Source organism: uncultured Roseovarius sp. (genome assembly GCF_913054395.1).
Lineage (GTDB): Bacteria > Pseudomonadota > Alphaproteobacteria > Rhodobacterales > Rhodobacteraceae > Roseovarius.
On sequence record NZ_CAJXIP010000011.1, the window covers coordinates 22,903 to 48,405 of the forward strand.

At 58.7% G+C, this 25,503-nt stretch carries 20 protein-coding genes and 1 pseudogene; all 21 read left to right on the forward strand.

Features of this window, described 5'->3' with window-relative positions; all coding sequences use genetic code 11:
• Nucleotides 1-45 precede the first annotated feature (45 nt).
• The gene (locus QZ522_RS02830; RefSeq protein ID WP_294607233.1) at nt 46-1,053 is read left to right on the forward strand and encodes an AraC family transcriptional regulator; all 1,008 of its coding nucleotides are present in this window, start codon (nt 46-48) and stop codon (nt 1,051-1,053) included.
• A 215-nt stretch (nt 1,054-1,268) separates the two neighbouring features.
• Nucleotides 1,269-2,075, forward strand: a pseudogene (locus tag QZ522_RS02835) (PhzF family phenazine biosynthesis protein); the annotation flags it as partial.
• A gap of 332 nt (nt 2,076-2,407) precedes the next feature.
• The gene (locus QZ522_RS02840) at nt 2,408-2,602 is read left to right on the forward strand and encodes a hypothetical protein (protein ID WP_294607235.1); all 195 of its coding nucleotides are present in this window, start codon (nt 2,408-2,410) and stop codon (nt 2,600-2,602) included.
• 191 nt (nt 2,603-2,793) lie between these two features.
• The gene (locus QZ522_RS02845) at nt 2,794-3,651 is read left to right on the forward strand and encodes a cysteine hydrolase (RefSeq protein ID WP_294607238.1); all 858 of its coding nucleotides are present in this window, start codon (nt 2,794-2,796) and stop codon (nt 3,649-3,651) included.
• Between the two features lie 50 nt (nt 3,652-3,701).
• Nucleotides 3,702-4,211, forward strand: coding sequence for a YHS domain-containing (seleno)protein (locus QZ522_RS02850; RefSeq protein WP_294607240.1), 510 nt, complete (start codon nt 3,702-3,704; stop codon nt 4,209-4,211).
• A 106-nt stretch (nt 4,212-4,317) separates the two neighbouring features.
• Nucleotides 4,318-4,455: a hypothetical protein gene (locus tag QZ522_RS02855; protein WP_294607244.1), complete on the forward strand. Its 138-nt coding sequence runs from the start codon at nt 4,318-4,320 to the stop codon at nt 4,453-4,455.
• Nucleotides 4,456-4,665: 210 nt separating this feature from the next.
• Nucleotides 4,666-5,439 (forward strand): methyltransferase domain-containing protein, encoded by a 774-nt coding sequence (locus QZ522_RS02860; RefSeq protein ID WP_294607247.1) that lies wholly within the window; start codon nt 4,666-4,668, stop codon nt 5,437-5,439.
• A 472-nt stretch (nt 5,440-5,911) separates the two neighbouring features.
• Nucleotides 5,912-6,835, forward strand: coding sequence for an HNH endonuclease (locus QZ522_RS02865; protein WP_294607249.1), 924 nt, complete (start codon nt 5,912-5,914; stop codon nt 6,833-6,835).
• Between the two features lie 121 nt (nt 6,836-6,956).
• Complete coding sequence (locus tag QZ522_RS02870) at nt 6,957-12,101, forward strand: RecQ family ATP-dependent DNA helicase (RefSeq protein ID WP_294607280.1); 5,145 nt, start codon at nt 6,957-6,959, stop codon at nt 12,099-12,101.
• A gap of 612 nt (nt 12,102-12,713) precedes the next feature.
• Entirely contained in the window at nt 12,714-13,718 is a 1,005-nt protein-coding gene (locus QZ522_RS02875) for a GlxA family transcriptional regulator (RefSeq protein ID WP_294607251.1), read from the forward strand.
• Nucleotides 13,719-13,803: 85 nt separating this feature from the next.
• Nucleotides 13,804-14,454: an ABC transporter permease gene (locus QZ522_RS02880; RefSeq protein WP_294607254.1), complete on the forward strand. Its 651-nt coding sequence runs from the start codon at nt 13,804-13,806 to the stop codon at nt 14,452-14,454.
• A gap of 9 nt (nt 14,455-14,463) precedes the next feature.
• Nucleotides 14,464-15,612 (forward strand): ABC transporter ATP-binding protein, encoded by a 1,149-nt coding sequence (locus QZ522_RS02885; RefSeq protein ID WP_294607257.1) that lies wholly within the window; start codon nt 14,464-14,466, stop codon nt 15,610-15,612.
• 11 nt (nt 15,613-15,623) lie between these two features.
• Nucleotides 15,624-16,352, forward strand: a complete 729-nt coding sequence (locus QZ522_RS02890) for an ABC transporter permease (RefSeq protein ID WP_294607260.1) — start codon at nt 15,624-15,626, stop codon at nt 16,350-16,352.
• A 38-nt stretch (nt 16,353-16,390) separates the two neighbouring features.
• Nucleotides 16,391-17,272, forward strand: a complete 882-nt coding sequence (locus QZ522_RS02895) for a glycine betaine ABC transporter substrate-binding protein (protein ID WP_294607262.1) — start codon at nt 16,391-16,393, stop codon at nt 17,270-17,272.
• 63 nt (nt 17,273-17,335) lie between these two features.
• The gene (locus tag QZ522_RS02900; RefSeq protein WP_294607264.1) at nt 17,336-18,214 is read left to right on the forward strand and encodes a nitrilase-related carbon-nitrogen hydrolase; all 879 of its coding nucleotides are present in this window, start codon (nt 17,336-17,338) and stop codon (nt 18,212-18,214) included.
• Nucleotides 18,215-18,225: 11 nt separating this feature from the next.
• Nucleotides 18,226-19,416 carry an acyl-CoA dehydrogenase gene (locus QZ522_RS02905; RefSeq protein ID WP_294607266.1) on the forward strand — a complete coding sequence of 397 codons (1,191 nt, stop codon included), beginning with the start codon at nt 18,226-18,228 and terminating at the stop codon, nt 19,414-19,416.
• Nucleotides 19,417-19,430: 14 nt separating this feature from the next.
• Nucleotides 19,431-20,993 (forward strand): long-chain-fatty-acid--CoA ligase, encoded by a 1,563-nt coding sequence (locus QZ522_RS02910; RefSeq protein WP_294607269.1) that lies wholly within the window; start codon nt 19,431-19,433, stop codon nt 20,991-20,993.
• A gap of 52 nt (nt 20,994-21,045) precedes the next feature.
• Nucleotides 21,046-21,846 (forward strand): crotonase/enoyl-CoA hydratase family protein, encoded by an 801-nt coding sequence (locus QZ522_RS02915; protein ID WP_294607271.1) that lies wholly within the window; start codon nt 21,046-21,048, stop codon nt 21,844-21,846.
• Between the two features lie 5 nt (nt 21,847-21,851).
• The gene (locus tag QZ522_RS02920; RefSeq protein WP_294607273.1) at nt 21,852-23,246 is read left to right on the forward strand and encodes an MmgE/PrpD family protein; all 1,395 of its coding nucleotides are present in this window, start codon (nt 21,852-21,854) and stop codon (nt 23,244-23,246) included.
• Nucleotides 23,239-24,009 carry a crotonase/enoyl-CoA hydratase family protein gene (locus QZ522_RS02925; protein ID WP_294607275.1) on the forward strand — a complete coding sequence of 257 codons (771 nt, stop codon included), beginning with the start codon at nt 23,239-23,241 and terminating at the stop codon, nt 24,007-24,009. The genes QZ522_RS02920 and QZ522_RS02925 overlap by 8 nt, the downstream gene beginning before the upstream one ends.
• Nucleotides 24,010-24,048: 39 nt before the next feature.
• The coding region (locus QZ522_RS02930) for a trimethylamine methyltransferase family protein (RefSeq protein WP_294607277.1) at nt 24,049-25,503 on the forward strand (1,455 nt) is incomplete at its 3' end.

The following is a 25,503-nucleotide window of genomic DNA, read 5'->3' on the forward strand; positions in this document are numbered from 1 at the left end:
TTTATGGCTGGTTCTGCGCCTTCTGTTGCTGTAGCATCGTGCGTCATGCCGAACGTGACACATGCATTTGCGCGCGTGATGGCCGAAGCGGCCGGAATGACGCTTACAAGCGAGGGAGCCTTGCTCGCGAACGGTACCATCGTGCGGCGCTTCCGTCCTCCGGAGAACGAACGGCTGAAGGACACTGACTATTTCGATATCCTCGGGTGTATACGCGACGTCCATGGCGACGACGTGGCACTGTTGGACGCCTACGCGGATCTCGTGGAGACCGACCACCTTGGCGTCCTCGGGCTCGCAATCAAGACAGCGCCGACGCTTAGGCAGTCGCTTCAGCGCGTAGAAAGATATTACCGGCTGGTGACCGACACGGCAGTTTACCAACTCGACGAGACCGGCAATCCGGCCTTTTTTGTATTCGAACCGCAAACGGTACACAACGCCACGCTGGAGTTCCGCAATGAAGGTGCACTTGCGGGCTTTGCACGGAACATGCGCCGCTTTGTGGGGCCGGATCTCGCGCTGGAATTCGTGTCGTTCCGCCATTCCTGCCGCTCCGACCCGGCGCGCTATGAGGAGCTGCTGGGGTGTCCGGTGCACTTTGAAGCCGCCCGGGACGCGATCGCGATGCAGCCCGAGATGCTCGGTCTGTGCAACCGCCTCGGGGACGCGTCCGTCTCGGACTTTCTGACCGGGCACCTTGAGACCGAGTTTGCCTCGCTTAGGGAAGACGCGTCTCTCGGCAATACCTTGGTGCACCGGCTGACCCCGACACTGAGCAATGGCCTGCCTCAGGCTGCGGTCATCGCCCGCGACATGGGCATGAGCGAACGCACACTCTATCGCCGCCTCGCCGAAGAAGGCCTGACCTTCCGCGACGTGATCGGGCGGGCACAGTCTGCTCTCGCACAGCAACTGCTGCGCGATAACACGGTATCCATCGCTGAGGTCGCCTTTCTGACAGGCTTTTCCGAGCAAAGCACCTTCAGCCGAGCTTTCAAGCGCTGGGTCGGGCAGGCCCCGGCGCAATTTCGGCGCACAGCTGGCGGATGACACTCTGGCCGCACCTCGCTTGCGGCGGACCAGACGAATGGCAGTTTGGGCCAATATTGACGTCATGCTCTGTGTATCCGCATGCAGAACGCCCGGGCCGCGGATAGCCGCCCCAACGCAGAGCGCCTGCGGAACCCTGTTGCTAACGCATAGGATCATAAAGATGGAAAGCCAGTCAGACATGGAAGTTCTGCGGCTCGCGGCTCGCGGCTTTTGCGAATGGCGAGGCAGGAGGCAATCCGGCGGGCGTCGTCGTCGCCAAGTCATTCCCGCCGGAGCCAGAGATGCAGAGTATCGCCGTGAGCATCGGCTATTCCGAAACCGTGTTCGCCGCGCCCGAGGGCGACGGGTGGCGTGTCCGGTACTTTTCTCCAGAAGCCGAGGTCGCCTTTTGCGGTCATGCCACCATCGCACTTGGAAGCGTACTGGCCGAGCGGCAGGGGGACGGCATTTTCCCGTTGCGGCTCAACACGGGCCACATCAGGGTCGAGGCGGTTCGTTCCGGAGACATGACCCGCGGGACGTTGACCTCGCCTCCGACGCGAAGCAAGGTTCCGGCTCCTGAATTGCTTCGGGCCGCACTCGATCTGTTCGGACTGTCGCTGTCCGACCTCGACCCAGTCTTGCCGTCGGCGCTGGCGCATGCCGGCAATGATCACCTGATCCCTGCCCTTAAGGACAGGTCAACGCTGGCGCGCATGACCTACGATCTGGAGCAGGGCGCTTCCCTCATGCTGAAACACGGCTTGACCACCATCAATCTCGTCTGGGCAGAGACGCACCGGTGGTTTCACAGCCGCAATGCCTTCGCCGTCGGTGGCATTTTGGAATATCCGGCCACCGGTGCCGCCGCGGCGGCGCTATCGGGTTACCTGCGCGACATCGGTTGGCCACATGGCGGCGCGATCGACATCGTTCAGGGCGAAGACATGGGGTCGATGTCCTTGCTGCGTGCCGAGATAGGCGCGACCCCCGGCGAGGGCATCCGGGTGTCCGGCACGACCCGGATCATCGCCGCCTGAACTTTGAAAGAACCCCGCCGCATCGACGGTGGTTCACTAGGGTTTTCGGCCCGGGTTGTCATCAAACTCGGGCCGTTCGCATGTCTCGCAATTGCATTCGGAAGAACGCGCCCCGGCTGAGCGCGCTGAATTTTCGGTGCCATACATGTTGGCAGGTTAGGCCAAAACCGTGGCAGGTCTGGCCGATACCAGACCGTCTTGTTTCAGGCAATCTGCACCCATCGAAGCACTCGAAGGACAACTGACCAAGGCCGGGATTTCCCCGACCTGACCGGAAGGATCAAACCCAAGGGCGCAGGCCCGAATTTCAAGCCACGAAGTGGATCATTAAAATGAAAGACAGAAACTCGCTTCTCATCTCGGCCCTGGCCATGGCTATTACCGTCGGCAACATCGCGATCCCGTCGGCCATGACGGAACCCGATCGAGCCCGGATAGAGGAGGCCGCCAAGGCCGCCCCCGACCAGCACGCGTCGATGAAAACAGCCGCCTGCACCCTCGCATTGACCAAATTTCCGGCCGACTGACCCCGATTTCGGTACCCCTCGCGAGGGTGCCGATCCCGAAGGAAAGCGGACATCGCTCCCTCTCGCCCGCGGCGTGACCCACGACCGCGACCAGGTGACAGCTGTCTCCTGATGCGGTCGGTGTGATCCCGCCAACCTGGCATCGCGGCAATGCCGCCGCGCTGTCCTCACCCCTGAACAGGAGACTGACCATGACACACGATCAAAACCACGACTGCGGCTGCGGGATTACGCAAGAGCATGTCGACCTTGCCCGCCGCCGGGTTCTTGCCGGGGCTGCAGCTGGGGCCGCCGCAGGGGCCGCGGCTTTCACCGGCGGTGCCGCCACGGCGGCCACCGACGAGGCCCGCGCCTATTACGCCGACCCCGAGACACGGGGGCTGCCGCAGATCGACATGGAGATCGACCCCGGCCGCACCGCGCTCGTCGTCACCGACCCGCAGATCGACTTTCTGTCCGAGGATGGCGTCACCTGGGGCGTCGTCGGCGAAAGCGTGACCGAGCAGGGCACGGTGGACAATATCGAGCGTCTGTTCGCCGCCGCCAAGGCGGCTGGCATGCCGGTGTTCATCTCGCCCCACTACTATTACCCACACGATCATGAATGGCATTTCGAGGGCACGCTGGAAAAGACCATGCACTCGATCGGCATGTTCGACCGTCTCGGTCCGCTCAACCTCGACAACTTCGAAGGCTCCGGCGCCGACTGGATGCCGCAGTACAAGAAATACATCGAGGACGGCGAAACCATCGTCTGTTCGCCCCACAAGGTCTACAGCCCGGCGCAGAACGACCTGAACTTGCAGATGCGCAAGCGCGGCATCGACAAGGTCATCCTGGCGGGCATGTCCGCCAACCTCTGCACCCAGGCGCACCTCTATGACCTGCTTGAGCTTGGCTACGAAGTCGCCGTGGTGCGCGATGCGACGGCAGGCGCCAAGGTGCCCGAGGGCGATGGCTATCTCGCCGCTCTCATCAATTTCCGCATGGTCGCCAACGGCGTTTGGTGGACGGACGACGCCGTGAAACGCATCGCCGCGGCAAGCTGAGCTTTCGTCCCCATACCAATTTATACAATCAACCCTGAAGGAAACTTACAATGAAACCCCAACTCATCAAGGACATCGCGAACTGGGTAGCCATCCTCACGGTCGCCTCGGCTGTCACGTTCACCTTCGCGACATGGGCGTATGCCGCCGACGAATACAACGTCGTCAACGGCCATACCCTCGCGGGGCAACCGCTGGGCCTGCACGGGGTCGACCCGGTGTCGATGTTCGGCGACCAAAGACCGTTGACCGGCGACGCCTCACTCACCGCGAGCCATGACGGCATCGACTACTACTTCGCCTCTGCGGCGACAAAGCAGGCGTTCGAAGTGAATCCGACAAGCTACCTGCCTCAATTCGGCGGCTTCTGCGCCTTTGGCGTCTTCGTCGGAAAGAAACTCGATGGTGATGTCCGCTATGTCGATATCGTCGATGGCAAGCTCTATCTCTTCGTGAACGCCGCGATTCTGGCGAAATACCGCGAAGATCCGGAGGCGGTTATCGCGGGTGCCAAAGCCAAATGGCCCGGTATCGTCAACACCCCGGTGAACGATCTCTGATCCAGCCAACCAGAAAACTACGGCGGCTCGCGCATATGCCCGGGTCGCCCCGCTTTTGCGGCAACCGGCAGGGGATACATCGCTCCTACTCACATAGGAGAAAACCATGACTACCATGCTTCGCATCGACGCCAGCGCCCAACAGCAAGACCGTTCCCTGACGCGCATGCTTTCAAAGCTGTTCACGACCGAATTACTGCATGCCAAACCGACATTCGCGTTCGACAGCATGAATGACTGTTAAGGGCCGGGAGTGACGGCCAAGGCCAATGGAATTGACGCGGATGCGGCAATGCGGAAAATGGCCGCTCTGAGCCCGGAGTGTCGAAAGCTGCGCTACTCACGAATGTCTGCAAGACGGCGCGACTGCAAATTGCCTTGGTCACCAGCCTGTTTCTTCAGTGGAAAAATTGATGCTAACGTAGATCCATGACGGAGGGATGGTTCTATGGGCATGGAATACGACGAGGCAGCTGCAAAACGTTTAGAGGCAGTATACCTTGGGCCGGACGTCCTTGCGCAACGCAGTGACACGCTTCGGAGGATTGCGGTCCAAGTGGGAGAACGCGTCCTAGATATCGGGAGCGGACCAGGATTTCTTGCCGCTGCAATTGCTGATCAAACTGGTCCAGACGGGAAAGTGGTTGGCGTCGACATCTCCAAACAAATGGTTGATCGCGCCAGTCGAAGAAGTCAGCGCGAGTGGCTCAGCTACCAATGCGCTGATGCATCTGAGCTCCCGTTTGACGACAACTTTTTTGATGTCGTCGTCAGCACACAGGTAGCTGAGTATGTCCCAGATATTGAAGCGTTTTCATCTGAAGTTCATCGGGTACTCAAGCCGGGGGGGCGTGGCCTGATTCTCGCCACTGATTGGGAAGGCGTCTGCTGGCACAGCGAGCATCCTGATCGAATGGAGAAGGTGCTTAAAGCGTTTGCCCCTCACTGCGCCGACAGTAAATTGCCCCGCACTCTTACCGCTCGCCTCCGAAAGGCGGGGCTCTCCGTGGATGATGTAAGCTATTTCTCTATCGTAAATGTCGACCGGTATGACGGCTGTTACGGAGAGGGGATTGTGCCATTCATCGTGGCCTATGTCAGCGGACAGAAGACCGTGCCAGACGATGAGCTTCAGGCTTGGGCGGATGAACAGACATCCCTAAATGCGCGAGGTGAGCACTTCTTTTCAACTGGCCGATTTAGCTTTTCCGTCAGCAAGCCTTCGTGACCTGCGAACAGCCATTGGCGCAAACGCAGCGAAATGGTGTTTCGTCCCGCAGATAGGGATTTCTCAGAGTAATAGACTTTGCGGTCGCAGCAAATGGCAGGTTTCACGGGCCGCATCACAGCATCCGACATCCCGAGTGGACGGCAGCTTTGGGCCGTTTGGGGAAGAGCTCACGGCCGATCGGCATCGGTCGCATGCGCCGAACCTGCGGCGCTTATGAGCGGGAGACCGGTAGCATGCGGCCGTTGGCGAGAAGCGCCAAGAGTTACCCGTCTTCGCGGCTGGTGCCAACGAATGTGTGGTCGGGAATCCAAGTCGCATTCGGTTCCTGATTTCATTGGAGTTTTTCTAAAGGTGGTGCATTCTACGTCACGCATTATCAATAAATTAGCTGGTGCGCTGTAAACCGGCTTTTGGTGATTTACAGCGTTTGATCGCTTGCATTCTGCCCAGGGTCGTATTCTCTGGGAGCATGACAAAGCTCGTGCTGCTACACAAGGCGGACTCTATTTACGACGACGAACCTGACGTCGTCTACGACTTTCCGCGCAGCTACCTCAGGGCTGTCCAGGAAGCCGTGGGCGACTGGGTCATTTACTATGAGCCAGTAAAGGCTGGGCCGCGTGGGTATTTCGCGGTTGCGAAGATCGAGCAGGTAATCCCAAAGCCCGGAGTTGAGGGTCGCTTCCTCGCCATGATTGAGCCGGGCAGCTTCCTGCCGCTCGATTCTGAAGTTCCAAGGCTGATCGACGGCAGCCCAATGGAAAAGGCACTCACGGAGCCAGATGGAACCCCGAAGAAGGGTGGGGCCGTGCAGCTCGCGGTTCGGCGACTCCCGGATGATGATTTCGCTCGGATCGTGCGATTGGGGCTTCCTGAAGACCTCGAGAGGCAAGAGGCGACACGATACGATCCGGAGGGCTCTGAGGTGGCCGAGGAGGCGGCGATTTTCGAGCGACCGGTTCTGGAACGTCTCATACGGCGCCCATACCGGGACGTCGCGTTCCGTCGGAAGGTGCGCGAGGCTTACGACTACCGCTGCGCCATGTCCGGGCTGATGCTCAGAAACGGCGGAGGGCGCCCGGAGGTGCAAGCAGCCCATATCCGTCCCGTCGAACACAAGGGCAGCGATTCCGTGAGAAACGGGCTGGCGCTGTCAGGTACATTGCATTGGATGTTCGATCGTGGGCTGATCTCGGTCGCCGATGACAACGAAACAATCCTCGTGTCTCGCAACAAGGTGCCGGGCGATGTCGTCGACCGGCTGTTAGGTCCGGATGGAAAGATCTGGAAGCCCGAAGAAAAGAGGAACTGGCCGCACCCCGCAAATCTGGCATGGCATCGGGAGAACATTTTTGGTCAAATGGCTGCCGAAGATTCCGCTCCGTGGAAATAAATACTAACGTGCCATTATGAAAAACATAATTTCCCGCGGGATATCGAAAGCCCTTGCCCGTAGCCGACCAAAGCAGCCTGAAAAGCCAAAGGCTGATACGCAGGGAATTAACAGTATTCAAATGCCGCGGGAACAATCCAAGTTCTTGTCGCGCTGTCTGTCGATAGATCTGGAGGTCGATCCCAGGGAAGCCAAGATATTCGCCTTTGCAGCCGTGCCGGAAGGCGATGAAGAGGGGATTGTTCATCGGAAAGGTGACTTGAGGGCCGCGCTTGAAAAACTCGACCTGTTTTGCGCCGGCTTTGCACATGTCATTGGGCACAATATTCTGCGCCATGACCTGCCGTATCTCATGGCGGCATCGCCGCGCTTCGCAAAGCTCGCGGACGGGCCGGTTGACACGCTGTGGCTGAATCCCTTGGCGTTCCCGCGCAATCCCTATCATCACTTGGTGAAACACTACCGCGATGGGCGGCTTCAAACTGGTCATGTCAATGATCCCGAGTTCGACGCGCGTCTTGTGTTCGAGGTCCTTCGCAACCAGATCGACGCCTTCGCATCGCTGAATACGTTGTCGCCAGAGACGATGATGGCCTATCACTGGCTTTGCTGCCGAGGGCCCGGTAGCGACGGGTTTGATCGGTTGTTCAGCGACGTGCGGGGGGCGTCCATCCCGACTGAAGCGGACGCGCACAGGGCCATTCAGACGCTGCTAAAAGAGGTCTCCTGCCGCGCGCAGGTCGAAGCTGTGCTCAAGCGACTCCCGGACACTGGGCTGGGCTGGCCGATGGCCTATGCCCTTGCCTGGATTTCGGTCGCAGGTGGCGATTCTGTCATGCCGCCTTGGGTGCGGGCGCAGTTCCGTGACGCTGCACGGCTCGTCAAAGACCTGAGGGACACGAATTGTCGTGATCCGCACTGTGCCTATTGCACAGAGCACAACGATCCCACCCGTGCACTCGAACGCTGGTTCGGCTTTCCGAGTTTCCGCCCGGAACCGGTCGACGAGGACGGACGCCCGCTTCAAGAAAAGATCGTGGCGAGTGCCATGGACGGCGAGAACCTGTTGGGCATCCTGCCGACGGGCACGGGCAAATCCATCTGCTATCAGATCCCCGCGCTGTCCCGGTTCGAAAAAACCGGCGCCTTGACCGTCGTCATATCGCCGCTCGTGGCGCTTATGGCGGACCAGGTTCAGGGCTTGGTGCGGGCCGGAATTTCCTCGGCGGTTACGATTAACGGGCTGTTGTCTTTGCCCGAGCGCCAGGATGCGCTCGACAAGGTGCGGCTTGGGGATGCCGCTATTCTGCTGATTTCACCCGAACAACTGCGCAGCACAACGGTTCGGTCAGTTCTGGCACAGCGCGAGGTGGGGTTGTGGGTGCTGGACGAGGCGCACTACGTGTCCAAATGGGGGCACGATTTCCGACCCGACTATCGCTACGTTTCGCGGTTTATCAAGGAAAGCTCGGGTGACGAGCCGGCTCCGGTGCTTTGCTTGACCGCAACGGCAAAGCCGGACGTCGTGCAGGACATCCGCAGTCATTTCAAAGAGCGGTTGGGGTCCGAGCTGAGGTTGATCGACGGTGGCGCATCGCGGTCGAACTTGAGCTTCCAGGTGCTGGCAACGCAGCGGGCAACCAAGATGGCCGATATCCTCGACACGATCGAGGCCCAGCTTCCGCGCGAGGGTGTGTCGGGGGCGGTCGTCTATTGTGCTACCCGAAACGCCACCGAGCGCGTGGCGGAATTCTTAAAAAAACAGGGCATCGCCGCTGAACGGTATCATGCGGGCCTTAGCGCCGATGACAAACGTGAGATCCAAGAGGACTTCCGTGTCGGCAATCTGCGCGTCATAGCGGCCACCAACGCCTTTGGGATGGGGGTCGACAAGCCGGACATCCGACTGGTGGTTCACGGGGACGTTCCGGGGTCGCTGGAAAACTACCTTCAAGAGGCGGGGCGCGCCGGGCGGGACCGCGAGCCCGCAAACTGCGTCCTTCTGTTCAATGCAGAAGACGTCGAGCGTCAGTTCAGCCTCAGCGCGCGATCTCGGCTCGCGCGGCACGAAATCAGTGCGATCCTGAAAGCGCTTCGGCGCCTTGATGCCCGGACTGGAAAAGGCGGTGAGATCGTTGCTACGCCGGGCGAGATCGTTCACGAAGAGAAAGACCGGGATTTCCAGCGCGACAGCAATACCGACGATACGCGGGTGAAGACGGCCGTCGCCTGGCTCGAAGAGGCGCACCTTCTGAACCGTGAAGAAAACCGGGTGCAGGTGTTTCCCGCCTCGCTCCGGGTAAGGAGCATGCAGGAGGTCCGCGAAATCCTTGCATCCGCCGAGATCACTGAGCGGAGGCGCGAGGATCTGGCCGCCATTGTGCAGCATATCATCAATGCGCCGCAGGAAGAGGGCATCACCACGGACGAGCTTTGCGGGGTCAGTGGGCTGACGGTGTCAGGCGTGCGCAAGGCCTTGGCGGATCTCGAGGCCCTGGGTATCGCAAAAGATGATACTAACATCACAATCTTCGTGCATGTGCGCGTCGAGAATGCCTCGCCAAAACGGTTCGAAGCGGCATCCCGGTTGGAAGCCGACCTGATTGCGACCCTTAGAGAGCAAGCGCCAGACGCGGACATCAACGAGGCTTGGCCCTGCCAATTGGCCTCGGTGGCGCAGGCCCTACGGGAGCAGGGACACGCTTCGGTGCGGCCCGATATTGTCGAGGGATTGCTCCGTGGGATTGCGCAGGATGGCCGCGACATGGATGGCGGCAAAGGCAATGTCGGCCTGCGCAAGGTGTCCAAAGGCAGTCTCATGGTGCGAATGCAAAGATCATGGGAGGTAATCGAGCAGACCGCTCAGATTCGCAGGCAGGCGGCAGAGCGGCTGGTTTCATACTTGATCGACAAGGTTCAGACCGGCCTGCGTGGGAAAGATATTCCCGTCGAGACCACGCTTGGCGACCTTCTTGCAGCGATCAACAGCGATGCGCTATTGCGGGCATCTGTCAACGATCCGTCAAAGCTGATGGACCGGGCGCTTCTGTGGCTGCACGAACAGCAGGTGGTGACTCTGGGCAAGGGATTGTCCGTGTTCCGCTCGGCCATGACATTGCACATCAACCCGAAGGGCGCTGGCTTCACTTCTCAGCATTTTGCGCCGCTCGAGGACCATTACAGCGAACAGACCGTCCAGACCCACGTGGTGGCGGCTTACGCAACCAAAGGCATGGATGATATAGATCAGGCCCAGCAACTCGCACATGACTATTTCGCCATGGACCAAGACGACTTCATGAAGGCTTGGATGCCGGGGCGGACGTCGGAGTACAGACGGCAAGCGACGCCACAATCCTATGCCGAAATCGTCGATAATCTGGGCAACAAGACTCAAGAGCAGATCGTGCGTGACGACCGCGAACAGACCAATGTGCTTGTGCTCGCGGGGCCGGGCTCTGGCAAGACACGTGTGCTGGTCCATCGTGTCGCCTATCTGGTCCGGATCAAGCGCGAGGACCCCAACGGTATTCTGGTGCTCGCCTACAATCGTCACGCGGCCGCCGAGATCCGGGAACGCTTGCGTCGACTGATCAGCGATGATGCTCGCTTCGTGACAGTCTTGACCATCCATGCCTTGGCCATGCGGTTGGTTGGCGCGAGTTTCGCCGGACGCGCAGGCGCCGATGAACCTGATTTTGAGACGCTTCTGACCGATGCGGCACGTCTCTTGCGTGGCGACGGACTGGACAAAGTCGAGGCTGAAGCCTTGCGAGAGACCTTGATCCAGGGATTCCGCTGGATTCTCGTGGACGAATATCAAGACGTGGGGCCCGAGGAGTACGCCTTGATCGCTGCGGTGGCCGGTCGCAGCATAGACGACCCCGATCAACGGATCAGCCTGTTCGCGGTCGGCGATGATGACCAGAATATATATGCGTTTGCCGGCGCATCGGTGCGCCACATTCGGCAATTCGAACAGGATTATTCGGCCAAGCCGGTCTTTCTAACCGACAATTACCGCTCGTCGAAGAACATCATCAGCGCAGCAAATGCCGTGATCGAAGGTTCTCGGGAACGTATGAAAACAGGGCGCGGGATTACCGTCGACCAATCGCGGCAAAAGGACCCGAGCGGGGGTATCATGGAAAGCCTCGACCCGGTTGCTCAGGGGCGGGTCCAAATACTTAGCTGCCCGGCTGGGAATGACGCTCAGGCCCTTGCAGCGCTCAATGAGATGATCCGCCTGTCAAAACTGATCCCGGATTGGAGCTGGAAGGGAGCGGCAATCATTTCTCGAGACTGGCGCAAGCTTCTGCCGGTCCGCGACTTCGCCGAGGCGCAGGGAATTCCTGTCGAAATGGCGAACGAGAACCTACCAAGTGTATGGCGCACCCGCGAGATGCAGAGGTTCATCGGCAGCCTGGGCGAGAGGCCCCGGGCCATGGTCAGCTTGGGCGACCTGACAGAAACCCTGAATGCGATACCCGCAAGCCGTTGGACTGACCGGATTGGCGAGGGACTTGGCCAGCTTGCACGTGATGTTGACGGCAAAGCGCTCCCGACCCCTGACGTGATCGAGTGGTTTGCTGAATGGTCGAAGGACTCATGGGGCGAGCAGCGCGGCCTCAAATTGTTGACGGCGCATCGTGCGAAAGGCCTCGAATTTGACGATGTCGTGATCATGGATGGTGGTTGGGAAAGACCCTCGCGAAACGAAGATCAGGACGCGCCGAGGCGATTGTTCTATGTCGCCATGACACGTGCGCGGCGCAACTTGATCGTGATGAGCAACGACAATCACGAATACCTTCCCACCGAGTCGCCTTCCGTGATCACGCGGCACGTGGTGCCCGACTTGGCGACAATCCCCGGCCCACGCCGGTTCTTTCAATCGCCCGAAATGAAGATGGTCGACCTATCATTCGCAGGACGCCAAGGTGATCGGCACATTGTTCATGACGCGATCGCCGAAGCACAGGTCGGCGCGCCAGTCAGACTCTCCAGTGTTGGGGGGCGCTGGCAGGTCGAGGATTTTCGAGGGCGGGTCCTTGGGCGGATGTCAAAAGCATTCGCGCCACCGATTGGCACGAAATTTGTCACCGGCGAGATAGCGGCCATCATACATTGGCGTAAAAAGGATGCCGATGAGCGCTTTCATCACCTGCTGAAACGCGCCAATTGGGAAGTCGTTGTGCCCGAACTGGTCTTCGAAGAGATCGAGGGGGCTGAAAGGGTTTTCAGAAAGGATCAGAACGGCACGTAGGGCGGTCACGCGGTCGTTCGCTGCACTTGCGATAAAGGACCCCTCAGGGCCGTCCTTACCGGCGGATCGCGGCTGACGCTGAACGCGAACGCTGCGCTGCCGCAAGTCAGCTTCGAGCCCATTGCAGAAGTGACGAATTATCGCTGCATGCGCAGGCAGAAACCACCGCTCTGCGGTGGTGTAAAAATCTGTGCCGTTACGCAGCATGAAAACCGGTTTTCTCTACTTCAGAGAGTTCGCCAACACCCGCCACGGCGGAGAGATGGCACTCGTTTCGCAGGTGCACGTAAATCATCACTGCAGCTATTGGTGGTGCATCGGTAAAAATCGCAAAATCAAGATCGTTGCGAATTCGTCGGGTGCCTTGCGGATTGGCGCGCGTGGGTGATTGCAGTGCCGAAAAGAGGATCCTAAGTCAGTTTCGCACTGGCATTGGCCGCTTGCACTTTTGCCAGCGCGACCGTCCGTCTTCTCAAAGACGGCGTTCCCGCTCCCTAATGACCACGCGCTGTAGCGTATGCTGGAGGTGTACGGTTGCTTGAATCCACTTTGTTAGCAGCAGATATGCATATAGCTATAAAGCAGGGGTGATCGCTGGGTTTACATCAGAAAATGTCCACATCAAGAAGCTCATCAAAAATTGTTGACGCGCGAGAATTCCGCGTATCCTATTTTCTTGTTCCCGGTTTTTCTTTGCTTGCTCTAAGTTCAGCGATCGAGCCTCTCCGCTCAGTTAACCGCCTCTTGGGTTCGAACCGCTACAGCTGGAATGTTCTGGGTGAGAAAAAGGGGCCAATACCGGCGGGCAATGGGCTGGAAATTCAGGCCAGCCACGATCTGAACGATCCTCCTGAGGCAGATTTTACCATCATCGTGGCCAGCCTGGATCTCGAGAATTTCTGCAACAAAAAATTGATGAGCCATCTTCGTTGGCTGCACCGTCAGGGACGGATGATCGGCGCAATCAGCAACGGAACATTGCTTTTGGCGGCGGCGGGGGTGTTGGAGGGGCGGCATGTGACCATACATTGGGAAATGTTTGACACTCTGAAAGCGAAGTTTCCTGAAGTAGACGTAAGCTCGGAATTATTCTGCATCGACAAAACGATCTATACTGCGGCTGGTGGAGCCAGTTCCATGGACATGATGCTGGAATTGATCATTTCCCGGGAAGGCGAGGCGACGGCTGCGGATGTCGCGGAGCAATTCCTGCACGGTGCAGTCCGACCTTCCAGTGAGGTGCAGCGTAGCGATCTTCGTTGGCGATACAAACTGACCGATAAGCGACTGGAAAGCGTGATCAAGATAATGGAGAAAAATCACTCCGCACCGGTCAGTGTCGCCAGGCTGGCGGAGACGGTGGACATCTCTGAACGACAGCTTGAACGACTATTTTTAAAGGAACTTGGCAGCACCCCGTCGGGCTTTTACCTGAACCTGCGCCTCGACAGGGCGCATAACCGACTGCTGGCGACGACCGATTCGCTGGAAGAAATTGCTGAAATCGCCGGTTTTTCCAGTCAGGCACATTTCAGTCGCGCCTTCAAAGCCTGGTGCGGAGCCTCGCCACTGACGGTTCGGACGCGCAAGCACCGCATACGTGTCGGCAAGATATAAAAATCTGCCGGTTGGATGCAGCGCTTCCGTGGCGGCAACCTAATATCCTGTGCGACATCTTCGGCACAGCCGGTAGGGGGGATGCTTGGAAACGTTTCAGTTCATATTTGCCAATCTGGGTTTTATCGGTGGGCTTGCCATCGAACATATTTCGATTGTGGCCGTGGCCGTGGGGCTGGCGATTCTCACCGGCGTGCCCATCGGCATCGCCATCACCCAGAACCGTCGTATTGCCGATACTGTGCTTTATGTCGCCTCCATCATCGTGACGGTACCGTCAATCGCGCTTTTCGGTCTGATGATCCCGGTCCTGTCGCTGATCGGTCAGGGGATTGGCTGGTTGCCAGCCGTCATCGCTATTCTGCTCTATTCACAGCTGCCAATTATTCGCAACACCTACACGGCCATCACCAACGTTGATCCGGCCCTACGGGAATCGGCGCGGGGGATGGGAATGACACCCTCTCAGCGCCTTTGGCAGGTGGAAATTCCGCTTGCATTGCCTGTCATCATGGCGGGCGTACGAACCGCGGTGGTGATGAATATCGGTGTCGCCGCCATTGCCGCTTATATCGGAGCAGGCGGATTGGGTGTGCTGATCTCTCGCGGAATCAGCCAGACTGATCCAAGACAATTGATTGCCGGTGCTCTGGCCGTATCGCTGCTGGCCATCCTTGCCGACTTTGCTCTTCTAAAATTGCAGAAACGCTTGACCCCCGCGGGTCTGAAACGCTGAGGACCCGGAATGACCAAAACCATCCGTCTTGAAAAACTCACCAAGATTTTTGACACGCCGAACGGTCAGGTTGTCGCTGCGCGTGACGTTGACATGGAAGTTCCCGCAGGTGAAATCTGTGTTCTTCTGGGTCCGTCGGGTTGCGGCAAGACAACGGCCTTGAAGATGATCAACCGGCTTATCTCGCCAACTTCGGGCAAGATATTCATTGGTGACGAAGATACTTCGACGATGAACGATGTCGAATTACGTCGCTCGATAGGGTATGTCATCCAGCAAATCGGCCTGTTTCCCAATATGACGATTGAAGAGAACATTTGCGTTGTACCGAAACTGCTGGGTTGGGAAAAAAGCAAAGCCAAATCCCGGGCGAAGGAGCTGCTGGACCTGGTCGGGCTGGACCCGAACCTGTTCTTGAAACGCTACCCGAAAGAGCTGTCGGGTGGGCAGCAACAGCGTGTGGGCGTTATCCGTGCACTGGCCGCCGATCCGCCTGTCATGCTGATGGACGAACCGTTCGGTGCCATCGACCCGATCAACCGCGAGGTCATCCAGGATGAATTCCTGAAGATGCAGGCCGAGATCAAGAAGACGATCATGTTCGTCAGTCATGATATCGACGAGGCGGTAAAGATGGCCGACAAGATCGCCATTTTCAAAGACGGCGTGATCGAGCAGTATGACAGCCCCGACAACGTTCTGGCGCACCCGTCAAACGCGTTCGTCGCCGATTTCGTGGGCGCGGACCGGACACTGAAGCGGCTGCGGCTGGTCACTGTGGAAGAAGTGGCGGATGCCGAGGCGCCCGCCGTTTCGCGCCACACCAAAGCCAAGGACGCACTGGCCGCCATACGCGACCACGGCTCGAACCTGGCGGTGATGATAGATGGCGATCACCATCCTGTCGGTTACGTGACCGAGGAGATGCTGGAGGGCGCCAGCGGAACCGTTCAGAATCTGGCCCGACCCTTGCCCGCCGTGGTGCCACATGATGCCGATTTGCGGGCGGTGGTTTCGGAAATGTTCGCCAATGACGTGATGTGGCTGACCAGTGTCGATGCGTCCGGCCGGTTCACCGGCGTGGTGACTCAACCTGCGGTGACCAGCGCCCTGGGCGAGACCTATCGCAAATCCGCTAAGCAACAGGCATCGGCGTAAGGGAGGGCGGCATGGCCAATTCAGCAGCATCTAACCGCAGCGTGCGCATTCTGCCCTGGCTGATGCTGGGCATCGGCGTCCTGATCGGTTTCTCGGGTATAATTGATCAGATCCTGACCTATTGGGAAGACATTGTTTATCTGACACGGCAGCATGTCATTCTGGTGCTGGCCTCTGGCTCCGCTGCCATCCTGATCGGCGTGCCGGTCGGCATCTGGTTGTCGCGCCCTTCGATGGCTGGCGTGGCCGAGACGATCATGCAGGTCTTCAACATTGGCACAACAATTCCCACGCTGGCGGTGATCGCCCTGTCGATGACACTGCTTGGTATTGGCTTTGCACCAGCGTTCTTCGGGCTGTTTGTGGCTTCGCTTTTGCCGATTGTGCGTAACACTTATGCGGGGCTTCTGGCCGTTCCGGCGCACTTGAAGGAAGCCGCGCATGGCATGGGCATGAAGCCCGCGCAAATCCTCTTTCGTATCGAATTACCCAATGCACTCTACGTGATATTCTCGGGTATCCGTACGGCGCTGGCTATCAATGTCGGCACCACACCGCTGGCCTTCCTGATCGGCGGTGGTGGTCTGGGCGAACTCATTTTCACCGGTATCGACCTGATGGATACTGGCATGTTGCTGGCCGGGGCGATCCCCACCGCCGGGCTTGCCGTGTTGGTGGATTTCCTGGTCGGGCAGGCACAGCTTTGGCTGATCCCGAAAGGTGTTAACCCGCTGCGCTGAAACGCGCAGACTCTGTAAACAAACAAAGGAAACAAGACATGTTCACTCGTTTTGCAAAAACGATCTTTGCGGGCGCTGTCATGCTCGCCGGAGTCGCCCAAGCCGAAGAAATCGCGGTTGGCGGCAAGAACTTTACCGAGCAGCAGTTGCTGTCGTCGATGACCCAACAACTGCTCGAAGCCAACGGTTTCGAGGTGGATAACCGCGCTGGAATGGGCTCGGCCGCGTTGCGTCAGGCAATGGAAAACGGGCAGATTGACGTCTACTGGGAATACACCGGCACGTCGCTGATCACCTACAACAAGGTCGAAGAAAAGCTGAATGCGGAAGAGACCTATGCCAAGGTCAAGGAACTCGACGCCGAGAAGGGTATCGTCTGGCTGGATGCGTCGGACGCTAACAACACCTACGCCCTTGCCATGCGTAAACCGCAGGCCGAAGAACTGGGCATCAAGACGCTGTCGGATTTCGCAGCGCGCGTGAACAACGAAAATGATCTGACACTGGCCTCGAACGCCGAGTGGTATGCGCGTCCCGACGGGCTGAAGCCGCTTCAGAAAGAGTATGAATTCAAGCTGAGCCGTGACCAGGTAAAGCGCATGGATTCGGGCTTGGTCTACCAAGCGCTGAAAAACGGCGATGTCGAGGTTGGTCTCGTCTTTGCCACCGACGGCCGCATTCCGGCCTTCGATTTTGTGACGCTGGAAGACGATAAGGGATATTTCCCCGCCTACGCACTGGCCCCGGTCGTGCGTGTCGAAGTGCTGGAAGCCAATCCGAAAATCGGCGAGCTGTTGAACGCTCTTTCCGCAACGCTGGACGACCAGACAATGGCCACGCTGAACGCGCGCGTCGATGTCGACAAGGAGTCCATCGAAAACGTTGCCGCGTCATATCTCAAAGAAAACGGAATGATGTGAACGAAACCGGACCGAGGCGGTACCGCCTGCCTCGGTCCTTTGCACACGAACGGGCAAAACTCCGTGGAACAAAAACTGAAAACCGGCGTCGCGCAGTTTGGCAGTGAAATCGGTGACGTCGATGCCAATATCCAGTTGCACCTAGACTGGATCGCCCGGGCCAGAGAAAAGAACATTGAATTTCTCGTGATGCCGGAATTGTCGCTGACTGGGCATCATGGCTGCGAAACCCTTCTCGACATTGCCATGCGCCGCACGGATCCGCGGCTGCAACGTTTGGCCGAGGCAGCGGGCGATATGGCTGTCGTCGTTGGCTTCATCGAAGAAGGCCCAGCGGCGCAATTCTACAACAGCTGCGCCATCCTGAAAGCGGGTCGAATTCAGTTTTTGCACCGCAAGGTAAACATCCCCAGCTATGGCAAGCTCGAAGAGGGCAAACACTATGCCAGCGGCCGGTTCGTCGATATCTGCCGCATGGATAAGGATTGGGCAGCGGGCCTGCTGATCTGTGCCGATTTGTGGAATCCCGCCCTGACCCATCTGGCGTTTCTGCATGGCGCGACCTTCCTGGTCTGTCCGGTCAGTTCAGGTGTCGAGGCCGTGGGTGCCGATTTTGACAATCCCGGTGGCTGGGCGCTGACCATGCGGTTCTATGCGATGATGTACGGCGCGCCAGCGATCATGGCCAACCGTACCGGAACCGAGCGCGATCTGACCTTTTGGGGCGGTTCGCGGATCATCGACGCGTTCGGTCGGGAACTGGCTGTGGCCGGAGAAGGTGAAGAGCTGATCTCGGCCGATCTGGATTATGATCAGGTGCGCCGGGCGCGGCACCTGCTGCCAACAGTACGCGACAGCAACATTGGCCTTGTTCAGCGCGAAACCACACGATTGCTTGAAACGCTCGGCATTCCCGAGCTCGTCCGGCAGGACCACACTTGAGGATTTAGCAAATGCGCGACTTTTTCATGACAGATGAGGACCGGGCCTTTCGCGCCGAAATTCGCGAGTTTCTGGCCCGCGAACTGGCCCCTAGGGCCGAAGCCATCGAACGCGATGAAGACTGGGAAGCGGTCAAGCAAGTGGTCCGCGCCCTTGGCGAAGCAGGTTATATGAAGCTGATGTTCGCCGATCTCTATTCAGGGTCGCTGTCGCAACCGGGGCTGACCCACGCCACGATGCTGTCGGAGGAAGCGGCTTATCTCAACTATGCGTTTGAGACCACCATCGCCACAGCGCTGTCCTGCGCGTTTCCGCTTCACAGGTTTGCCCGCCCTGAAATTCGCGACAGATATCTGACACCGATACTTGAAGGTTCGGCCATTGGCTCGATCTGTATGACCGAACCCAATGTCGGCTCGGATAGTGCCGGGATGGAAACCCGCATCCGGTTCGATAGCAAGACCAAGGAATGGGTGATCGACGGATTCAAGCGTTACATCTCAAATGCCACCAAGTCGGACGTCTATATCGTCTGGGGCATCAGCGACCCGGACGTAGCGCCGCAGAAAGGCATGACCGCCATCGCCGTTTCCGCCGACACGCCAGGCATTTCGTTTCCGCAGACCTACGATTTCATGGGCCGACGCGGCTGTGTCGTCGGTGAAGTGACGTTCGAGAATGTACGTGTGCCTGCTGAAAACCTGCTGGGGGAGGAAAACAAGGGTTTCAAGATCATGCTGAGCGCGTTCAATTTCGAGCGCGCGATTCTCGGCGGATCGGGGCTCGGGGTCGCCCGGTCGGCCTTTGATATTGCCCGTGACCACGCACAGACACGCGTCGCCTTTGGAGAAAAGCTTGGTCAGAAACAGCTGATCTGGGACATGATTGCCCAAATGAGCTGGCGTATAGATGCGGCTGAATTGCTGACCTACCGCGCAGCCAAGATGTACGACGCGGGAATAGACGGCAAAGACCTGATGCGCGAGGCCGCGCAATGCAAGCTGGTCTCAACCGAAACGGCCGTATACTGCGCCGACCGTACGGTTCAGATTCTGGGCGGCGATGGAGTGACGCGTCAATTTGGACGCGCCGAGCAGATCTACCGCGACGCGCGCGCTCTGCCGATCGTGGGCGGGTCTTCCGAAATGGCCAAATACCTGATCGCGGCGCGCGAAATGCCGTCGATCAAACCCAATCTTTAACAGGACGCCATCCAATGCATATCGCCCGTATTCTCGAAGCCTCGGTAGAACGCTACCCGTCCCATACGGCACTTGTTTTCGGAGAGCGCCGCTGGACATATACTGAATGGTACGGTCGCGTGCGCCGGTTTGCGCAAGCGCTGTCAGATATGGGCGTGCGTTCTGGCGACCGGGTCGCTTTCTATGTGTCTACATCAGAAAACTCGGTCACAACCTACTTTGCCTGTCAGATTCTCGGTGCTGTGGCGGTGCCGCTGAACTACCGGCTCAGCCCCGGCGAGGCGGCCTATGTCATTCAGGACAGCGGTGCCCGGGTGGTGGTCTATGGGCGCCACCTGACCGAAAACGCCATTAAAATCCAGGAGCAGGTTCGGTCGGTTCATGACTTTATCAGTTGTTCCTACGAAAAGGCGGCAATTCCCGACGGCCACAGCCAGTTCGATGAGCTTGCCGAGGAAACCGAGGACCGCGACATTCTGCGCCCTATTCCTGCGGGAACTGATACCTCGGCACTGGTCTATACCTCGGGAACGACGGGACGACCCAAGGGGGTGGTGCACACCCACGCCAACGACATTGCGATCGCGATGAACTGTGTAATGGAATATGGTCTGAACCACCGTGACAACGCGCTGCATATCGCGCCGCTTTATCATGTGGGTGGGATGCAGGCGTATTTTCTGCCGCATCTGATGGTCGGCGGCACAAACGTGGTGATGGGTCGCTATAATGCGCTGGAAACCTTGCAAACAATTTTTTCCGAAAAGATTACCACGCTGTTTGCTGTTCCAACCCAAATACAGGAAATGCTACTGCGTCCCGAGTTTCCCAGGATCGACACGTCGTCGCTGCGGCTTATAACCACTGGCGGTGCTGCCATCGCTTCGGCGGTAATGGAGCGCGTTATCAACGAGTTTTGCCCGAACATATTCAATGGCTACGGCATGACCGAGGCGTCGCTGGCTCTGGTTCTGCACCCTGAGGATGCGCTGTCCAAGCTGGGTTCCTGCGGGAAGCCAACGCTGATATCCGAATGCCGAATCATTGATCGCAGCCCAGATGCAACTTCTCGCGATGTACTGGGCTGCGGCGAAGTTGGGCAGCTGATTGTGCGTGGCCCGCAAGCCATGACCTGCTATTGGAACAACCCGGTTGAAACCGCCAAGAAACTGAAGGCCGGTTGGGTCTATTCAGGCGATCTGTTTTCGCAGGACGAAGAGGGGTTTTATTACTTCCACGGCCGAGCCGATGACATGATTGTTTCAGGCGGTGAAAATATCTATCCGCGCGAGGTCGAGGAGCTGCTTTATACGCACCCCGGTGTGCAGGAAGCTGCGGTGGTTGGCCTGCCGGACGAAAAGTGGGGCCAGATCGTCGTTGCCTATGTCGTGGCATCCGACAATGCGCTCACAGCAGAAGATCTCGATAGCTTTTGCAAGTCGAGTGACAACCTGGCGCCGTACAAGCGACCCAAGACCTATACGTTCATGAATGAGCTGCCGACAAATCCCAGCGGCAAGGTGCTGAAGCGCGAACTTCTGGCAGCTCACAAGAAAACACTGCCCGGGCAATCCTGAAATATCTGAAAACAAACCCGGATCCGCCCGACACCAAACCTGGATTGGACACATGACCGAAAAGCTTCTTTATGATCAAACTGATCACATCGTAACCCTGACATTCAACATGCCCGAGACGCGCAATGCGTTGACGGATCGCGACCTCTGCGTGGCGATTGTCGCGGCGATGCACCGGATCAACGCAGATCAATCGGTGCGCTGCGCGATTGTCACGGGTGCTGGCAAGGCGTTTTCCTCGGGTGGCAATCTCAAGCATATGCGCGACAAGGAATCGATCTTTGGTGGTGACGCAGTAGATGCCAAGGACGGCTATCGCAGCGGCATACAGCAGGTCGCGAAAGCCATGTGGGAATGCGAAGTGCCGCTGATCGCCGCCGTCAACGGGCCGTCCTATGGGGCGGGCTGTGATACAACCTGCCTGTGCGATATCCGCATCGCCTCGACCGCGGCGACATTCGCGGAAAACTTCGTGCGCGTCGGCCTGATTTCGGGTGACGGTGGGGCGTGGCTCCTACCGCGTCAGGTCGGGCTGAGCCGCGCCGCCGAGATGACCTTCACCGCTGACCCCGTCGATGCGGCAACGGCGTTGGAATGGGGGCTGGTGTCATCCGTGGTCGAGCCGGAGGAGCTGTTGCCCGAGGCCCGCAAGCTCGCCGCCCGCATCGCGAAGAACCCGCCACGCCAGTTGCGTATGGCCAAACGCCTGCTGCGCGAAGGACTGAACACCCGGCTGGATACCGTGTTGGAACTGGCCGCCGCCTATCAAGGCGCCTGCCACCAGACCAAAGATCATATGGAAGCGGTGAACTCGCTTCTTGAGAAACGCGACGCGGACTTTACAGGAAGGTGAGAGTTATGGGCACCTGCACGCAGCCTCCGGATATCGGCACGGCCACCCGCGCCGTTGCATCGCGCGATTTCACTGCGTTCCTGCATGACGTGCAATTCAAGGATATTCCGGAAGACGTTCGCAGATTTGCGCGGCGCTGGTTGCTCGATCTCATCGGCGTCGCTGCAGGCGGCACTTGCACCGAACTTTCACGCATTATTCTTGATCATGCTACCAGCCAATTCGGTGCAGGCAAACACGGTGCCCGAATGCTTTTCGATGGCAGATTTGTCAGCCCGGCCGGGGCGGCTCTGGCAGGGGGCATGACGATTGACGCGCTTGACGGGCATGACGGCCACAAGCTGACCAAGGGGCATGTTGGCTGTGGCGTTCTTCCGGCATTGCTTGCCATCAGCGATGCCGAGGGACGTGACAGCGGTGAAGAATTTCTGACCGCGCTTGTCCTCGGCTATGAGATCGGTAGCCGTGCCGGCATTGCGCTGCACCGTACGGCGAGCGACTATCACACATCAGGGGCCTGGATCGCGGTCGCCTGTGCCGCGCTCGGAGCACGCGGGCTTGGGTTGAATTCGACAAAAACACGCGAAGCAATCGGCATTGCCGAGTATCACGGTCCGCGCAGCCAGATGATGCGGTGTATCGACCACCCGACCATGCTCAAGGACGGGTCCGGCTGGGGGGCGATGGCGGGCGTATCGGCAGCCTATCTGGCCGCAGACGGTTTTACAGGTGCGCCGGCACTGAGCGTGGAACATGACGATGTCGCAGACCTTTGGTCTGATCTGGGTCAGCGGTGGTGCATCTTCGAACAATATTACAAACCATGGCCGGTTTGCAGATGGGCGCAACCGCCGGTACGAGCGATACTTGATTTGCGCACCCAACACGATCTGAGCGCTGCTGATGTCGACCATATCGAGGTCACGACATTCCACCAATCCAAACGCTTGGCCGTTCGGCAACCCCGCACCACCGAAGAGGCACAGTACTCCACTTCGTTTCCAGCGGCGGCCGCAATGGTGCGTGGCGGTCTCGGACCGGAAGATATCGCTGGCGCGGCGCTCAATGATCCGGAAATCCTGCGCCTTTCCAATGGCATGGTGATCAAAGAATGTGATGCCTATAATGATGCGTTCCCGGCCCGTCGTTTCGCGCATGTTACCTTGCATTTGCGTGGCGGGCGGCAGCTGACATCAACGCGAACCGAAGCGAGCGGTGATCCCGAAAACCCGGCGTCCGATGCAGAGATTCGTGCGAAATTCCACGCCTGGGCCGAACCGGTTCTGGGCCAGGGCAAAGCCGATGCGATTGAATCTGCTGTGGACAGGCTTGCTTCAGGATCGACAACCCCGTTGTTTGACCTGATTTTGAGCAACCCGAAGGACGCAAGCCATGACTGATCCGGTCATTTACGAGCGGCGCGCGGCAATTGCCATTATGACGCTAAACCGCCCGGAAGCACACAATTCCATCGACAGCCGTATGGCAGAGGCGTTGCGCGACGCCCTGAAACGGTTCGAGGCTGACGATACCGTGCGGGTTGGCATCCTTGCGGCCACCGGGCGCAGTTTTTGTGCTGGCATGGACCTGAAAGCTTTTCTGGCAGGTGAGGGCGAAAACATTCTCAATGGCGAGGGGCGTTTTGCCGGGTTTGTCGATGCAAAGCGCACCAAGCCCCTGATTGCAGTAATAGAGGGTCCGGCACTGGCCGGCGGGTTCGAGCTGGCGCTCGCCTGCGATTTTATCATTGCTTCTGAGACCGCATCCTTCGGCCTGCCTGAGGTCGGGGTTGGCATATTTGCCTGCGCCGGTGGCACCTTTCGACTGGCGCGGCGCATTCCACCTGCCAAGGCGCTGGAACTATGCCTGACCGCAGCGCGTATCTCGGCCAGCGACGCGGATGGCCTTGGGCTGCTCAACAGGCTTACCGCGCCGGGTGAGGCTCTGGTCGCCGCAGAAAAACTCGCTGGCCAAATTTCTGCAAACGCCCCGCTTGCGGTTGCGGCGTCGCTTGAAATTGGACGAACCGCGCAGGCGGTTGCCGATATCGAACTTTGGGCGCTGACCGATCGGCTTTGGCGCGATGTCGCCGCGTCACAGGATGCAGCCGAAGGCCCCAGAGCCTTTGCCGAGAAACGCAAACCGATTTGGCAGGGCGCATAGAAGGGCACCGCCAAACTACAGCAAGGAAAGACTAGGACCATGAGTTCGAAACCTCGCCGCCGCCGCTCCGCGTCGCCCCGTGACCGCGAGGCCGGGGCGCATCTTATCCCGCAACTGCCGTGGCAGCAGCCAAGCAACCCTTATCCGCCGATGAAGGTGCTATCGGACGATCAGGTGGAAGTGATCCACCATGCCTCGCTGCGCGTTCTTGAAGAGCTTGGGATCGAACTGATGAGTGCCGAGGCGCGGCAAATGTTTCGTGATGCAGGTGCCGACGTGGACGACGAAAGCGAAATCGTCCGTATTGCCCCGGAACTTCTGGAACAATTGATTTCGACCGCACCAAGTGAATTCACATTGCGATCTCGCAACCTCGACAAGGCACTGAAATTCGGCGGCAACCACATGGCCTTTGGCCTGGTCGCCGGCCCACCTTCAGTGCATGACAACATCAACGGGCGGCGGTCAGGCAATCTGAAGGATTTCGAGAATTTCACCCGGTTGGCGCATCATTTCAATGCGATCCACATCATCGGCAATCAGGTCTGTGCGCCGATGGAACTGCCTGCCAACAACCGGCATCTGGACACGTATAACGCCAATCTGACACTGTCCGACCTTTGCTTTCACTGCACTTCGATTGGCAAAGGCCGTGCGATGGATGGCATCAAGATGATGGCGATATCCAAGGGTCTGACGCTGGAGCAAGCTGCGGATGATCCCGGCGTGACCACCATCATTTCTGTCAATTCGCCGCGGCGGTTTGACGGTGACATGGCCGATGGGCTGATTGCGATGTCATCGCATGGACAGGCCGTGGCGGTGACGCCATTCACGCTGATGGGCGCAATGACGCCAGTGACGCTAGCCGCCGGTCTAACCCAGCAGAACGCCGAGGCGCTGTTCGGCATCGCGCTGACCCAATTGGCCCGCAAGGGCGCGCCGGTCTTCTATGGGGCCTATACCTCGAACGTTGATATGCGCTCAGGCGCACCTGCCTTCGGCACGCCGGAGAATGCAAAGGCCAATATCGCCAGCGGCCAACTGGCACGGCGCTATGGCCTGCCCTATCGCGCCTCTCCGACCAACGCGTCCAATGTGGCCGATGCGCAGGCCGCCTATGAAACCGAAATGGCGCTCTGGGCCTGTATGCTGGGCCATGCCAACCTGCATTACCATGCGGCAGGCTGGCTTGAGGGCGGTTTGTGCGCCTCTTTTGAAAAACTGGTTCTCGATGTCGAGATGCTGCAGCACAAAATGGCCTTTTTGGAACCGATCAAGATCAACGAAGCCGAATTGGCCTTTGAAGCGATGAGCGAAGTGCCCACTGGCGGGCATTTCTTTGGGTCGCCTCATACGATGGAGCGATACGAGACGGCGTTCTATCGCCCCTTGGTATCGAACTGGACCAACCATGAGAACTGGGAGCTTGCTGGGGCCAAGGACGCGACCACCCGCGCGACCGATCTGTGGCAGCAGGCGCTGAAGGAGTAC

What these genes read in the sequence shown, in the direction of transcription:
- QZ522_RS02830 (WP_294607233.1), top strand. Translation starts at nt 46, where the DNA reads ATGCCGAACGTGACACATGCATTTGCGCGCGTGATGGCCGAAGCGGCC.
- QZ522_RS02840 (WP_294607235.1), top strand. Translation starts at nt 2,408, where the DNA reads ATGAAAGACAGAAACTCGCTTCTCATCTCGGCCCTGGCCATGGCTATT.
- QZ522_RS02845 (WP_294607238.1), top strand. Translation starts at nt 2,794, where the DNA reads ATGACACACGATCAAAACCACGACTGCGGCTGCGGGATTACGCAAGAG.
- QZ522_RS02850 (WP_294607240.1), top strand. Translation starts at nt 3,702, where the DNA reads ATGAAACCCCAACTCATCAAGGACATCGCGAACTGGGTAGCCATCCTC.
- QZ522_RS02855 (WP_294607244.1), top strand. Translation starts at nt 4,318, where the DNA reads ATGACTACCATGCTTCGCATCGACGCCAGCGCCCAACAGCAAGACCGT.
- QZ522_RS02860 (WP_294607247.1), top strand. Translation starts at nt 4,666, where the DNA reads ATGGAATACGACGAGGCAGCTGCAAAACGTTTAGAGGCAGTATACCTT.
- QZ522_RS02865 (WP_294607249.1), top strand. Translation starts at nt 5,912, where the DNA reads ATGACAAAGCTCGTGCTGCTACACAAGGCGGACTCTATTTACGACGAC.
- QZ522_RS02870 (WP_294607280.1), top strand. Translation starts at nt 6,957, where the DNA reads ATGCCGCGGGAACAATCCAAGTTCTTGTCGCGCTGTCTGTCGATAGAT.
- QZ522_RS02875 (WP_294607251.1), top strand. Translation starts at nt 12,714, where the DNA reads ATGTCCACATCAAGAAGCTCATCAAAAATTGTTGACGCGCGAGAATTC.
- QZ522_RS02885 (WP_294607257.1), top strand. Translation starts at nt 14,464, where the DNA reads ATGACCAAAACCATCCGTCTTGAAAAACTCACCAAGATTTTTGACACG.
- QZ522_RS02890 (WP_294607260.1), top strand. Translation starts at nt 15,624, where the DNA reads ATGGCCAATTCAGCAGCATCTAACCGCAGCGTGCGCATTCTGCCCTGG.
- QZ522_RS02895 (WP_294607262.1), top strand. Translation starts at nt 16,391, where the DNA reads ATGTTCACTCGTTTTGCAAAAACGATCTTTGCGGGCGCTGTCATGCTC.
- QZ522_RS02905 (WP_294607266.1), top strand. Translation starts at nt 18,226, where the DNA reads ATGCGCGACTTTTTCATGACAGATGAGGACCGGGCCTTTCGCGCCGAA.
- QZ522_RS02910 (WP_294607269.1), top strand. Translation starts at nt 19,431, where the DNA reads ATGCATATCGCCCGTATTCTCGAAGCCTCGGTAGAACGCTACCCGTCC.
- QZ522_RS02915 (WP_294607271.1), top strand. Translation starts at nt 21,046, where the DNA reads ATGACCGAAAAGCTTCTTTATGATCAAACTGATCACATCGTAACCCTG.
- QZ522_RS02920 (WP_294607273.1), top strand. Translation starts at nt 21,852, where the DNA reads ATGGGCACCTGCACGCAGCCTCCGGATATCGGCACGGCCACCCGCGCC.
- QZ522_RS02925 (WP_294607275.1), top strand. Translation starts at nt 23,239, where the DNA reads ATGACTGATCCGGTCATTTACGAGCGGCGCGCGGCAATTGCCATTATG.